Below are 14,176 nucleotides of genomic sequence, written 5' to 3' on the forward strand. Positions count from 1 at the left end.
GCAAAAGACCAAGCTACCTGGGTTGCAGACTGTCAGTGGTGTCCGGCTCGCTGTCCCCGATCACGATCAGCTGGAAATAGCGATCACGATCCTGTGGAATTGGTGATCACGATCCCCTGGAAACGGTGATCACGATGCTCTGGAATGAGTGATCACGATGGCCTGGAATTGGTGATCACGATCGTCTGGAACGCGCACGCCTGCCACGAGACCTCACAGAACCCTCAAGATTCCCGTGAATCGCGGATCATGATTCACCCTGAGGGCTGGTGATGGAGGCCAGCCCCCATGGCTAAACCCCTCTCGCCGGACCTTCGCCTTCGCATTGTTCGGGTGGCGCGGCTCTATGGCCGTTCGCCGTACGGCCAGCGCTGTGTTGCGGCGCTCCCGCATGGTCATTGGAAGACGACGACCTTCGTCGGCGCGCTCAGGCCGACTGGCATGACGGCGCCGATGGTTCTCGATGGCCCCATGGATGTTTCGGCGTTCGAGGCTTACGTGACGCAAGTCCTCGTGCCGACACTCAGGCCCGGCGACATCGTGGTGATGGACAATCTCGCGGCACACAAGCGGGCCGAGGTCGGCATCGCAATCGATGCAGCGGGCGCCCGGCTCCTCTATCTGCCGTCTCATTCGCCCGACCTCAATCCGATCGAAATGGCCTTCGCCAAGGTCAAAGCCGCCCTTCGAAAGGCGGCCGCCAGATTAATCGAGGCTTTGGTCAACGCTATCGCCGTCGCCTTAGCCGCCTTCACCGCCCAAGAGTGTCTGAACTTTCTTCGCCGCAGCCGGCTATGATCGCGTCTGATCAGAATCTGCTCTAGTGTCGTCAGATGGCTTTTTGATCTGAAGAGCGAAGCTATGGCGCGACAATTTGGATGGGAAGTCCAGCCTGATTGCCGCGCGGCAGGCAAGGACCAGCGGCGAGCAGCCGCGCGAGCTCCCAGACCCCGTGCCTTGAGCTTTTCCTTGGGGCAACACTTTCTCGACCAGGCTCCAGCGCTGCACCTCGGCGATCATCCATCCAGCGGCCGGCGAGCAGAGACTCTTTGCAACATGATAGGGGACGCGTTTGGGTAGATCGATCGTTACGGCATCGGCCAGCCCCGGTAGCACGAAGCAGGAATGATTAGATGCGTAGATGAGATCGCGGGAGAGTGTCAGCTCGAACCCGCCGCCGATTGCCTTGCCGTCAAACGCGGGCAATCACCGGCTTGTCGAGGTCGCGCAGATCCTGCACTTCGAATCAACCGATACCCCAGTCGGCGTATGCCGCCCGACCGCGACGCGTAGGTCCGGATCGTCGCGGAACGCCTGGAGCGTATCGCCCATCAGCCGTGACGTCTCGCGGTCGATGGGGTTGGCCGGCGGCCGGTCACAGCGTGACTTCGCGGATCAAGTCTTCGCGTCGCCTTCGAGGCGCTCGCCCGACGCTCTGCCGGCAAGCTTTCGATTCATGTCGACGGGCTTTGCTGCCGGTGAGTCTCCGTCGCAGCGCAGCCGGATGCTTGCCCCAGCGCGTTCAGGACGGGGCAGATCCGCGTGCAGGCTCGCTAGCTCTAGCATGCGCTCCCGCACAGTCCCCTGCACGGGTCCGCTGCGTCCGCTGTCGGGCTTAACGTGGATCAGCATCTGCTCGCCCGTGGCCGCCGGCTTCTCGTCACCCTCGCGCTTGAGCACGTGGAAGAGATGAAGGCGCTTGCCGTCGGCGCCGAGAACCTGCGTGAGCACCAGGACGCGGTCGCCGGCGTACAGTTCCCCGAAATGGGACAAGTGCGTCTCAAGCGTGTAGTAGCTGCCGAATTTCGAGCGGTACTCACTGTCAATGCCGACAAAGTTGAGCAAGTTGTCCGCAGCGATGCCGCAGAGCTGGAGGTAGCGGCTTTCAGCGAGGTGGCCGTTGTAGTCGATCCAATCAGACGGTATCTGTCGCGTCATCCGCAACGAGCCGGAGCCCTTAATGAGCTGGGGCGCGCGGTCGCGTAGCCCCTGCTCCCAGCGCGCGAGCGTCTCGCCTGCGCCGTAGCCCTGCGCGCGCAACCCCTGCAGCACGGCCACGAGGCAGTCATCGCGCTTCTGTTCGAGCTCAGCGATCGTCAGGTTGTCGTCCCGTGCGTCTGACTGCTTGTCCAGGAAGGCCTCGTTGTGCTCGGGGATGTCGGTGTACTTGGTCCATGGCGACCTCAGCTCGGGCTCCCATTTCTCCATTAAGTGGCGCATGGCGGCTCCGCCGCCTCCGATGCTGAACGGGCCCACGACAGCGCGGCGCAGTCCGAACGAATAGCAGATCGCATCATCGATCTCTTGCACGGAGGCCACGTCGTCGTGGACCAGCCACAACGCCTCGCGCAACATCGCCTCCTGCAGGCGGTTCGCGATGAACCCCTCCACTTCTTTGCGCACCACGAGCGGGTGCATCCCGACCGCCCGAAAGATCTCCGACGCCCGCACCACCGTCTCAGGCGCCGTGCTCTGGCCGGCGCACAGTTCAACCAGGGGCAGCAGGTGCACTGGGTTGAACGGGTGCGCGACAAGCAGACGCTCGGGGTGGTCGACCCCCACCGCCAGCAAGGACGGCCGCAGGCCCGAGGTCGAGGAGCAGATCAGGGTGTCTGGCGACGCCGCCCGCGCGGCGGCTGCAAGCAGCTGCTGCTTGAGCTCCAGGCGCTCCGGCGCAGACTCCTGCACGAGCTCCACGCCGCGTACCGCATCCGCGACAGACTCCACGACCGTTAGCGCACCCTCGGCCGGCAGCGGGACCTGCGTCAACCGTCCATATGCCCGCCGCGCGTTGGCCAGCGTCTCCTGAACACGCTCAACCGCATCAGGGGCCGGGTCATACAGCCGCACGTCCACTCCGTTGAGAACAAGCCGCGCCGCCCACCCGCCGCCGATGATCCCGCTCCCCAACAGCCCGGCCGCTCGCACCCGCTTCTCAGGCATGAACCTTGACCTTTCAGACATGAACTTTCAGCGCGAGCTTCTGACGCACCTCGTCGGGGCGCATCACTCGCACCCCCATCCTCTCGAGAATCTCTACGGCCCGCTGCACGAGTTCGGCGTTGGTCGCCAGCCGCCCGCGAGAGAGATACAGGTTGTCTTCCAATCCCACCCGCACGTTCGCGCCGACCAACGGAGCCAACGCCGCATACGGAAGCTGCATCCGTCCTATCGAGAAGGCCGAGTAGACCGCCCCCGGTGGAAGCTGGTGCACCAGCGACATCAGAGCGGCCGGATCGTCCGGCGCGCCGTAGCGAATCCCCATGCATAGCTGGATCAACGGCGCGTCGCCGATCAGCCCCTCCTCGATTAAATCGCGCACCAGCACCAAGTGACCAGTATCGAACACCTCAAGCTCTGGACGCACTCCGAGCTCCTTCACGCGTGCGGCCATCGCGCGGAGTGTCCCAGCGGTGTTCACCATAATGGACTGACTGCGAGCACCCCAGTTCATCGTGGCACAATCCAGCGTGCAAATCTCAGGGCGCAACTCTTCCACATGCACTAGCCGCTCAAGCGCGCCCACCATGTCCGTTCCCGCCGGGTTCGGCGGCAAAGGAGAGTCTGGCTCACCCAGCACGAGGTCGCCGCCCATCCCAGTGGTCAGGTTGATCACCGGATTTACATCCGATTTCCGAATGCGCTGCACCACTGCCCGATACAACGCCGGATCACGCGAGCCACACCGAGTTTCGACATCACGCACGTGGATGTGCACCACTGCCGCCCCCGCCCGCGCGGCCTCGATCGCCGAATCCGCAATCTGCTCCGGGGTCACCGGCACATACGGGCTACTCGGCGCCTTCCCACTCCCGGTGACCGCGCAGGCAATGAACACCTCGGAGATCATCCTGACCTTCTCCTCTCGCTGAAACCTTGACGTACACCAATTCAACCCAGACGAGCCGTGAGCTTCATCTGTTGATCAACACTTCTGTCTTTCCGCACTCACGACAGCACATTTGTTCATAGAGCGGGTCTCATCGGGAGCGCCTGCGAGAGCGCCGTCGTGACGCTCCTTGGCAGCCGTGGTGCTCATCCAAGCAAGCGGTGTGCCACTCGCGGGAGCTCTTGCGCGGGCTGCCTGACGAGAGAAAGCAGGGCTAAGAAGCAGCCTGCGATTGGAATGACGCTGCGGATCGTCGCATTTTCGACATCGCGGTGGCCAACCGGACACGGCTCGCATCGCAATATCGAGCCTCCTGCGATAGAGGGAGCCTTTGGGACGAGCTTGCACGACTGGCGAACTCACGGTTGACGCGCTCGACATCGGTCGCCAGTCCGACATTATTCGATCGCGGAGACGCACCGACTTGGGCTGTCGAAGCTGTGCTGGCTTTATCCGAGGATTGCTCCTTTGTCGGCAAAATGCCGCCAATGGGTGGATCGTTGCGGCGCGCCGGAAAAGCACTTGATCTGGCAAGTGAACAGCTTGCATGCCGACGAAGTCGGCGGATCGGAATCTTTCAAGGAGCCGAGCAGTCGTGCTGCCGCGCAGCTCGAGGTACTCTGACAGAATGTCGTACCACAATTCTTTCTGCAGTGCTCCGGGCGTGTTCTGTGCGTTGCTTTCGAAGCGCCGGTGGAGTGTCATACAAAGTTCCGCGTGGCCTTGCCTCCGTAGCCTAAAGATACTCGAGATTATCCTCGACGCACTATTCCTCTACCTGAAGGGAATTGCTTATCCCAGCGTCCGAAAGAAACGCATGCGAGCGCTTTGCCGAGTACTTGCCCCTGTGAGTTGCTGTAAGGTTAAGTGAAGGAGTAGCCATCGAGCTGATGTCGTCAATCATGGCGATGCTCGATCCGCTCGGAAGAATGAATCCCGGTGTGACGATTTCCAGTCGTAAGAACCTCGTGCTGTCAATCGCGCAGAGTGAATTTCCTCCTAATGAGTGGACATCTCCAGCAGTATTACAGTTGCACTCTTGCCTGAGATGGGCTTTTCGCGCGTTGACCTAATGAGCCCTGCGCCAGGACGACCATGCGAGGATGTAGGCGTGCGGGATGCGCCGCTGGGAACGCTTGATGACGATGCGACGGATTTCCTGAGATCGAGCGGACCAAGAACGAAGAACGATGCTTCGGTCATCGCGCGAGCGATCATTTGACGCGCCATCTTGGGCTTCGTCACACAGCCCACATCGCTCGGCACATGCGCTGCCTTTAGGCGAGCGGGGTCGTCCGTCCATTCCTTTTGCAGGTAGAGCGCCGGTCGATGAAGGCATGGCCACGCCGCGACACATAGCCGGCGCCCCCTCCGATCTGGCAAGTGGTGATTTTGCTGGCCGAGCCAGTGTACAGCCGTGCGACGTCGCACGAGGCCTTGCCATGTTTTCAAAAAATAGCTTTGTCGACGACCAGAACCGCTACAATGTCGTGCAACGCGTCGGCATCCCACTGTCCCCAACCCAGAATCGCCTACTCGCGCCACGGCCCTGGATCGCCGCCGCTTCCGCCCGCATCCACCCCGTCTTGCGCGGCTCGTTGCGAAGCCAACAGCGTCAGCATATCTTCAACTGACGCACCACCAATCATCAGATCCCGACGTGGTCGCCCGTGGATTCAGAATCTCCAGGAAGATGCAATTGTGAGGCCAGCGTTGGAGCGCTCGAGAAGATCACGGAAGCGTCTAACAGCTTAAATCGCTGAAAGCCGAAGTCGCTGTCCGGCGTATCCGCGCAACCCCAAACGCCGCGGAGTACCTACCAACCGCGGTATCGCCATTAATGTCGCGTAGATCCGTCACGCGCCAGTTAGTGAATCGTCTGAATTAAAATGCCACTCAGCTAGCGCCATCTTCGGTCTTCTGTTTGGATGCCGTGCGGGAGGAAACCCACGATGCTTCGGATTCGAACGGCGCGAAGATTGAGTCACGCCATAGGAATGCTGCATTCGCACCCTCAGCGCGTTGCAACTCACGGAAGCGCTTAAACTCGGAGTCAGATTTTCTAATGATCAAATCGGCGGCGTAGCTGTATCGCAGAGCAGACTCTAGTCCTGCCACGAGAAGTGTGTTGTTTAGTGCCTTCTTGCTCCACACCAATGTTGGCAGTGCGACGCGAGACATACGCTTCGCGATGCGCGTGACCTCCTCTTCAAGGCGATCCTTGGGAAAGACACGGTTTACGAGGCCGAGCCGGTACGCCTCCTCGGCGTCGAACATGTCTCCTGTGTAAACCAACTCGCGACAGCGCTGACCGATCAGGTGCGACATCACCGCCTGTTCCGTGTCACCGATCCCCATCCGGGCCTCGATTGCTCCGAAGTGCGACTCGTCAGAGCAGTAGCGGACGTCACAGAACATGCCTAGGTCTAAGGCCCCGGCTAGACAATAGCCGTTGATCGCTGCGATAACTGGCTTCGAGCAGTGAAACACGGAACGCACGAACTTGACGCCGTGATCGAAAGCCCTAATCAGATCATCAAAGCTCCAATCACCGGATGACGGCCGGAACTTGTCTTCGGCCATGTCAAAGCCGGTAGAAAATGCCTGACCGCCGGCTCCCATGATCACCACCACACGCACGTCCGGATCGCGCTCCGCTATCGCGAGCGCATCTTGAAATTCGTTGCATAGCTCGATCGAAAACGCATTGTGTTTGCTAGGCCGATTGAAAGTGATCCACGCGACACGATCGTCGGCTTGGTAGAGAATAGATGTGTACGCCAACAGCTGCCTCCTGTAGGTTTATTGCCGATATCACGCCTTTCACTTCATCGGCGCTTAAATGGGGATTCACAGCGGCCAACTTTCCTCTCGGTGGGTTGCCTCCAACCAAATTGTAAAGCCTGTGGATGCCAAGAAGCCGCAAAGTTCGCTGGTGATTGGATACAATTCTGTGAGACAGAAATATGTCTTGTCGTCGCACGCTGACGTGGGACCAGCGTTTGCTCGAGTTCGCGCTGGCGCGACATCATCCGCACCAATTGATACGGCGCACGGCCGCCCTAGCTTTCCCAACACTGTCGCCGCTCCCGAAGCTCTTGGGCGCCTACAGAGACAGACCATAAAGCGCATCGGGCTGACGCAGTACTACCAGAAACAGGAGGGGCTCAAGATTCGTGGCCGACCGTGTCGCCGAGTTGCGGAGCCAAAAATACAGACCGCGTCTGCCGGCCAACGGCTAAAGCGCAGGCTCTTGGGAAAGCAGTCTGTTGAACGTATGTGGTGTCAGTGGATTAGGCGTGGCGGAAAAGTCACTCGTGGCAACAACCCTTGCGTACGACGCTCGACACTTTCTTTCAAGGAGGGAATTTGCAGAGCGGCGCCGCGGCACCGTCCATTGGATATAGTGAGATGACGCTGGTCGTTTCTCACTGCTGATCCGACTGCACGGTCTATTCATTCGAAGCGTCGCCTGTCGACCACAAAAAGGTCGTTGGCACTCCCAGTCCAGTAACAAATCCAATGCTGTGCAAGCGGCCTCGTTCAATCCCGAAAACGAAATTGCAAGGTTGCAAGCCGCGAAGCATCAAAGCCTTGTAAGCTCAAAAAGCCTTCGCGATTCCAGATCAGTGGCTTGGTCGGCTCTGAACGAACGGCTACATTACAGTTGAATCAGCCTTGCGTCAGGCGATCCAAAGCAAGCCAGCCTCGGTCCTGGCGAAAGAGATTGCTTGTTTGTCCTGAGCTGTTGCCTCGCGTAGATCGCTCCTCAATGGCAAGGGCTGACGCGTCGCTACAGTATGTCGAGCCGCGTCGAGAAGGGCCGCATTCTCGACGAGTTCAGGGAGGCGTTCCGCAGATTGACAATCTACTGGGCCGTGGTCACCACCTCCTCCGCGCTCGTCCGACGATTTCTGACGATGCAATGCGCCATTCACCGGTGATCGACGCGAATCCATCTTGCGCGACGCCTATATGTTTGGTCTGAATCAATCTGCAAGAAGATCGGCGCCGCCGGCGAGATCTGTACTCAATCGCGCCAGATGCCACAAGATCAGTGGCATCAACAGTGCGGATCAAGCCGCGCGCAGTTGTCATCACCCCCGGTTTATGCGTTCCCATGCAGGCCGGAATATCTACGCCCGTCGTCGGCGACTTTCAGGTTGCGTCCCAATTGTCGGTAACGCGTGGCGGTCGAGGGCTGTTCAAGGAAGTCCCGCCCCACTTTGACGGCCGAGACATGCGCGCACCTCACGGTTGCAGGATACGCGGCAACGTGATCAGCGGATGCTCTAAAATTGGACCAAACGGGGCGCGTCACTCCCATCACGCCCGGGCTGCTTGGCGCCTCTAAACCAAGAGAGCAAAGGTCGCGCGCACCGACCGCGATGATGATCCAATCGAAACCCAGCAGCGAGGCGCCGTCTCATTCCAGCCACTGCGATCGGTGCGGTCGCGCTTCGACGCCCGATCCATCGACGAGCGCCCCCAGACGCAGGTGCCGAGTAGGATATCGACCCCAGGCTCGCGGACTGCCTCAACGCCGGATCCGGATTTCAGAAGCTGCTAGACCATACGCTCCCTTTTGCTAACCCGCTGCGGTGATGTGCCAGCCATGTAGAGGGGAACGTCCATCCCCATCAGGGCAGTGGCTTCCGAACTTGCGTCCGGTCCGGCGCCGACCACGAGAAGATCAGCAGAGGCAATGATCTCGGGACACTTCCCGCCCCCTGATGTTGAGCCGCTGGCAGGACACCGGCTTGAAGTATCGAACTGGCAACTGCGTGCGTGCGAGAGCTGGCGTGAAGGTCGGCTTCAGCGCCAGCGTTTCTCCTCAGTGTCGTAGGCGCCAGCGAGCGGATCGCTCACGTCCATCAGCTCACGTTTGAGCACTTTATTGCTGGAGGTGGTTCTAGGAAGTACCGGAGTAAAGGCGATGTACCGCGGTACCTTGAACACGGCAAGACGGGCACGAGCATGATCGAGAATGCGCTCGACGGGCAGCTTATCTGGCGTGACGCCTTCCCTCAGTTCGACGTAAATCTTGACCTCCTCGGCGCGCTTCACATCGCGAACGGGCACAGCGGCAACATCTGAAATCTCGGAGATCTCGCGGATGACAGCCTCCACCTCGCGTGCAGCGATGTTCTCGCCCGAGCGGCGGATCATGTCCTTGGTGCGCCCCACCAGCCAATGAAGGCCGAGTTCATCGCGACGCATCAGATCGCCAGTCTTGAACCATTCGTCTTCAAACAAGGCGCCATTTGCTTCCGGCTTGTTCCAATAGCTCGTGAAGATCCCACGCCCCCTCACCCACAGCTCGCCGACGTCCCCAACCGGCGTGGGGCTGCCATCCTCGTTCATCAGCCGCAGGGCCCGAAAAGGCGCGCGAATCCCAACCGAACCCGAGTCGGCGAGCTCGTCGAGCTCGTTCGTCATTAGTGTGCCGAAGCCGATTTCCGTCATCCCGTACGCATCCTGGGTGCGCACTCGAAACCGCTTCCGGAATCGGCGCACCAGATCAGGACTCCAGCCCCAATTCAGGGTCTGCTTCAGGCATGTCGCCCCGTCATCGTCGGCGGCCTCGGCTTGGCGCCCTATCAGCTCGGGAAACTGGCACCACTCGATGCAGTGCTGCTTGACCCAACCGATGAACCGCGTCGAACTGAGTTGCGGAGCCAGGTAGAGCGTGCCGCCCTGTCGATACGACCTCAGAAGATGCCCTTGCGGATCACCATAGGAAAATGGCTGCGCAGACAGATACCTCTGGTACGGCTGCCCGTCCGAACACGCGCCCTGGTACGAGCTCACGCCCCAATAGTCGTGAGTCAACATGCAGCCTTTCGGAAAGCCCGTTGTCCCCGAGGTATATTGAATGTTCAATAGGTCGTCGGGGCGGATATCCTCCTCCACCAGAGAGTCGTCATGTCCCTTGAGTAACTCATCGAGGGTAGGGGCTGTCCTACGAAGAGGTTGTCCAACGAGAATTAGTCGCTTCTTGTCAAGGTCTAGCGGCCACGGCTCCATCGCCGAAAACACTGACCATGCCGCCTCGTCGACGACGGCGAACTTGGCCTGTGTATCGCTGAGAACATATTCGATCTCCCTCGGAGTGTAGCGCATGTTGATCGGGACCATCACCGCACCAAGCTTCGCGATCGCGAACCACAGGATCGGGAATTCGATGCGATTTGGTAGCATGACCCCAATGCGATCCCGCTTGCGCACGCCGAAGGCGCGCAGCGCATGTGCATATCTGTTGGATAATCGGTCCATCTCGGAGTAGGTCGCGCGCTCGCCGCGTTCGAAGACGTCGATTGCAGTCGTCGAGCCGTGGGTTCTCGCCCGCATTGAAACCAGCCTTCCGATCGTGATCGTCTCATATGCGGATTCCAGCGCCTCGATCTTGCGCAACGCATTTGCGACGCGTTCCTGCGACTGGGTTCGTGTCAATTGTGTGGTGGTCATCAATGGAAACCTTCGGGTTCAGAGGGACAAGGACAATTGTGCTCTCTGCCAACGGTCGCAATCCTTTCATTAGACAACTCGCTCGCTGAGATTGCGGATTACCCCGGCAAGCGCTCGGCTTCGCCGATTTCCCAGACAGACGTACCCGTCCAGCATGTGCGGGACGGAGACGCAACCCTTGACAAAGTGTGCCGTTAGTCTGGCGAGATCGAAGTTTCCAACGCGCAGCCTTAACTACCGTCGATCTTGAACGGCGAGAACGCAGGACGATGCTGTGCACACCTCGTGACTCAGTTCAGAGTAGCCCGGGGCTTATCGAGAGCTTGGTGGTCCGTTTTTGGGCAGCCGGCGTTCGTGATATCCTTGACGTCGTTGAAGGAAGCGTGAGACGTGCAACGAACTAATGCGCTTGTCATTGCTGCACCTTGCCCTATCGTGATGAGTTGCGCCGCGCCTATATGGCGAGTTAGTAGCAGTTGATGGTACATCCTTAGCAGAAATCAAGGCACTACCTACTTTGGTGAGGACAGGTATTTGAAGGATGGTGTTGGCGCGGACAACGTTCAAAAAGCCGCAGGCAATTGTGGAGCGATAGCGTGATCGATGGGATTGCAGCTTGCGGCAGATGATCTCGCCAGTGACCGCGCCCACGGGCTTATTTTCAGATTGAAGTTCGTTCTGGCCCACGTGAGGCTGATCCGAGGATGAAGCGTACACGCCTTTTCTGGAAGAGAGGCTGACGGCTGGCGGTCGTGACGGCCGCAAGCGGGCAATTGGGAGTTACAGGAGCGAAGTCACTAGCGACGCTATGCTCACTTGCGCCGACCAGAGCCGCGTCCACTGTCTACTGGCACTATATCGCACCGAGGAAGCAGATGCTAGCTTCCGCAGATCGCAGCGATGCGTCCATCGCACAGTCGGGGCGGCCGATTAGCAATGCAACCTCCGCTACTTGTTCGCGTCGGTCGCCGCTACCACGATCCAGTTGTCCTCACCAGCACGCCTGAAGCTGCCGTGCGGCACAAACCCGGATGTCGATAGCCATACCGTATCGGCGGCATACCAGCGATTGAGCGGACGGTGATCGGTGGCGCCCGACGTAAGCTGACCCGGTCATTAGAGAAGAACCGGCAGCCTGCCTTGGCATTCGCCCAATCCAGCCGGACGAGCGGAATGCTTTGTCACATGGCGCTTCCAATCTGCGCTGGCAGCTTGCGGAAGCGCTCGCCGAGCAGCGCGTCCCTAAACTTGCATCCACTGATTTTTCGATCAATTCATCAATTCAGCTTTCATCTTCCAAGCATTGCAAATGCCTTTTGTCGATTGCCCCCTTAATGTCAGCCCCATAGAGCGCCCGCGGCATAGTCGCAGGACTTGCAGAAACAGATCCGCAAGTGCGGAGAGATGACGCTTCCGGAAATCACTGATGGTGCGGAAGTCCGGTCTGTTCATTGCCGTCAATGCCACGAAATCCAGACGCTCCTCCCAGCATCGAGAGATGCGCCGCGATGAATAAACACCCTGCGTGTTGGCATATAGGAGAGCGGCGGCCATCATGCCTGGGTGATAACGGCGGGTATCCGCGGTCGTCGTCGTAACTCGAAAGAATCGGGGTGAGGTCAAGGCCGTTCCGAACCAAGCCGCGGATAAAGTGGGCGATATGACCAGCCGGCACTAACTCGCTCAGCAATGATGGGAGAAACCAGTCCTAGTCGACATTCCAATTGCAAAAGGCTTTCATTCCGAAATTGAATCACGACGGCCTCGAGACGACAACTGAATACTCAGACAGGCTCCTAGGCCTAGCTCCTCCGGCTAATGCCGATGTCCGGTCAAAACGGGAGGCAATTCAGGCAGAGCCGAGGTATACTTACCGACGGCCGATCCATCTCATGCAAGCGACGTGAGCAAATTCAGCCACACAGCGACAAAGCTTATGCCGACGTCATCGGCATAACCGACCCCGTCTCCATGCAAGATCTACCAATTTCACCGACAGAACCTGGTAGGTGTCAGCAGCTTGAGGATCCTCTATGTTGGCTGCGAAAGTGAGCGTTGGCTGGCAAGCATGTTCAATAAAGGGCTCAAAGTCTCGTCCCGGAGAAGAGGCGACCGATCGCGGGTTTCGACGATTTGCTCGCCTCAACCGAGGAGGTGCCCGATGTTCGGTACGCCTGGTTGGTGATCTCCGAAACATGCGGGTTACAGCCGCGCTCGTGGCAGCCAACGGCGCTGTTCCTGATCATATCGACCGCCATCTCGCGCTCTGCCGTGCCGTCGGCCTCGCTCACCCACATATTGACGATGACCCCGTAGCCGTTTTCCGTAATCAGTATCCCATATGACAAAGCTGGGCTTCCTCGCCCTCTCCCTTGTGGAACAGCCAGGCGTCAGCTGGAGAAATGCGTGCCGTTCCTGCGCTTCTCGCCATAGAAGTCGCGTTTGGTATTGCGCCCGCGGCATTGCCCGACGGCGCATTGCCCCGTCAGTCGGCATCCCATCACGCTGGCCCAACCTCATTTCGTGCGCTGATTCAGCCGCGCATCGCCGCCAGGATGAACAGACATAACGAAAACGGTGAATGTTCAGAACCAACAAGGAATACACGATGGTCGATAAGGTCTTTGATCGCAGCAACGCCATATATGTCAAAACCGTGCCACGAAAAGGTCGTGGCGTATTTGCAAATATTCCATTCAAAGTTGGAGATGTAATAGATCGCGCTCCGACGTGGGGATTTGATGATGCGACAGCCAAGGTGCTAGATCGTACGGGAGTCCTCGAGTACTACTTCGTGCGACATGATCGGCATCTCAAAGAAGATCCGCTGACAGGTTACGTTGTTTTCGGTTTGATCTCGATAGTGAACCACTCCTCGAACCCAAATGCACGATTGGTGTGGACCGATGAAGCGTCCGGCGCGTGGGTGAGCATTGTGGCAACAAGGGGGATAAAGGTGGATGAGGAAATAACACACTGCTATTCGAATATCTTCGCTTATCCCCAAACTATCAACTTCGTTGACTGAAGAGCAAAGATCTTTGACTGAGTCGATCTAAGATATCGTATGATACTGGACGATGTAGAGACATTTGACTGCCGAGTCGAACGTTCACCCTGTTGTCGCCGTTTTCCGGGATCCTTCGCCTCAGCAAATGCCTCCTCACGACGACGGTTGGGCGACAGCAGGTGCAATCAGCCTCACCTAGACTAGTACCATGGTGATGCGTTGATCGTTGATCCGGTCCTTGAATACTCCTGGGACATGGGATTGTTCAGTTTGTCGTCGGTTAAGACGCCGATTTGATCACAATTTGGACGGTGAGGAGGCACCCAGAGGGCATCAGGATTAAGCGCAACACATCCTCAGCCAGGCGAGGACGAGGCGGAGGTTGTAGCCGACGGCGGAGAGGATGCGGATTTTCGATTGATGTCGGCAAGACGTTTCCAACGCGATGCTGGCCACGGTTGAACGAACCCGCTGCAGGGGAATGGGGAGGAGCCTGCTGAACTAGGTGTCCTGTCTGAGAGGAGGTTGGTTTTCGCAGCACCGCTCTCAAGACAGGAGACCTAGATGGCTACGATGAGCCCTCTTCGCCAGAACATTATTGAGGACATGACGCCGCAATCTGTCGCCGTCGACTAAACAATCCTGTATCTATGAAGCTTAGCCGACATTTCGGCTGTGCGCCGGACCGGCTGAGTTTGGAGCGGGTCGGCGTCTATCAACTGCATCTCAATCGTGAGCGTCATCCGGCGACCACGCACTGAGGGTTGATCTGGTCGGCTAGGAAGATCTCGTGGATTGGTTCGTCACGA

7 protein-coding genes and 3 pseudogenes are annotated in these 14,176 nt (G+C 58.8%); 2 read left to right on the top strand and 8 right to left on the bottom strand.

The genetic code is table 11. The annotated features are described in order from the left end of the window. Window positions 1–333: 333 nt before the first annotated feature. Window positions 334–808: pseudogene (locus IF803_RS36475) on the top strand (IS630 family transposase); the annotation flags it as partial. Here the strand turns inward: IF803_RS36475 and IF803_RS36480 are convergent. The 8 genes and pseudogenes from IF803_RS36480 to IF803_RS36515 all read right to left on the bottom strand — a co-directional run bounded on the left by IF803_RS36480 (window position 793) and on the right by IF803_RS36515 (window position 12,648). Continuing rightward, a complete protein-coding gene (locus IF803_RS36480) occupies window positions 793–1,206 on the bottom strand; it encodes an enoyl-CoA hydratase-related protein (RefSeq protein WP_461195539.1) in 414 nt (137 codons plus the stop codon). The pseudogene IF803_RS36475 and the gene IF803_RS36480 sit on opposite strands and share 16 nt — an antisense overlap. 189 nt (window positions 1,207–1,395) lie before the next feature. Next, window positions 1,396–2,943 carry a 3-hydroxyacyl-CoA dehydrogenase NAD-binding domain-containing protein gene (locus IF803_RS36485; protein WP_461195540.1) on the bottom strand — a complete coding sequence of 516 codons (1,548 nt, stop codon included), beginning with the start codon at window positions 2,941–2,943 and terminating at the stop codon, window positions 1,396–1,398. Between the two features lie 13 nt (window positions 2,944–2,956). After that, window positions 2,957–3,850, bottom strand: a complete 894-nt coding sequence (locus IF803_RS36490; protein ID WP_461195541.1) for a beta-keto acid cleavage family enzyme — start codon at window positions 3,848–3,850, stop codon at window positions 2,957–2,959. A gap of 1,239 nt (window positions 3,851–5,089) precedes the next feature. Then, window positions 5,090–5,495, bottom strand: a pseudogene (locus tag IF803_RS36495) (transposase); the annotation flags it as partial. A gap of 290 nt (window positions 5,496–5,785) precedes the next feature. Continuing rightward, on the bottom strand, window positions 5,786–6,673 hold the full coding sequence (locus IF803_RS36500; protein WP_461195542.1) for an enoyl-CoA hydratase/isomerase family protein: 888 nt from the start codon (window positions 6,671–6,673) through the stop codon (window positions 5,786–5,788). A gap of 2,031 nt (window positions 6,674–8,704) precedes the next feature. Continuing rightward, window positions 8,705–10,357, bottom strand: a complete 1,653-nt coding sequence (locus tag IF803_RS36505) for a class I adenylate-forming enzyme family protein (protein ID WP_461195543.1) — start codon at window positions 10,355–10,357, stop codon at window positions 8,705–8,707. 1,344 nt (window positions 10,358–11,701) lie between these two features. After that, window positions 11,702–12,047, bottom strand: a pseudogene (locus IF803_RS36510) (transposase); the annotation flags it as partial. 394 nt (window positions 12,048–12,441) lie between these two features. Continuing rightward, entirely contained in the window at window positions 12,442–12,648 is a 207-nt protein-coding gene (locus IF803_RS36515) for a hypothetical protein (RefSeq protein ID WP_461195544.1), read from the bottom strand. Window positions 12,649–12,965: 317 nt separating this feature from the next. Here IF803_RS36515 and IF803_RS36520 point away from each other — a divergent pair, with 317 nt between their 5' ends. Beyond that, window positions 12,966–13,385 carry an SET domain-containing protein-lysine N-methyltransferase gene (locus IF803_RS36520; protein ID WP_461195545.1) on the top strand — a complete coding sequence of 140 codons (420 nt, stop codon included), beginning with the start codon at window positions 12,966–12,968 and terminating at the stop codon, window positions 13,383–13,385. Window positions 13,386–14,176 lie beyond the last annotated feature (791 nt).

The organism is Bradyrhizobium sp. UFLA06-06, from assembly GCF_054820065.1.

What these genes read in the sequence shown, in the direction of transcription:
- IF803_RS36490 (WP_461195541.1), bottom strand. Translation starts at nt 3,850, where the DNA reads ATGATCTCCGAGGTGTTCATTGCCTGCGCGGTCACCGGGAGTGGGAAG.
- IF803_RS36485 (WP_461195540.1), bottom strand. Translation starts at nt 2,943, where the DNA reads ATGCCTGAGAAGCGGGTGCGAGCGGCCGGGCTGTTGGGGAGCGGGATC.
- IF803_RS36505 (WP_461195543.1), bottom strand. Translation starts at nt 10,357, where the DNA reads ATGACCACCACACAATTGACACGAACCCAGTCGCAGGAACGCGTCGCA.
- IF803_RS36520 (WP_461195545.1), top strand. Translation starts at nt 12,966, where the DNA reads ATGGTCGATAAGGTCTTTGATCGCAGCAACGCCATATATGTCAAAACC.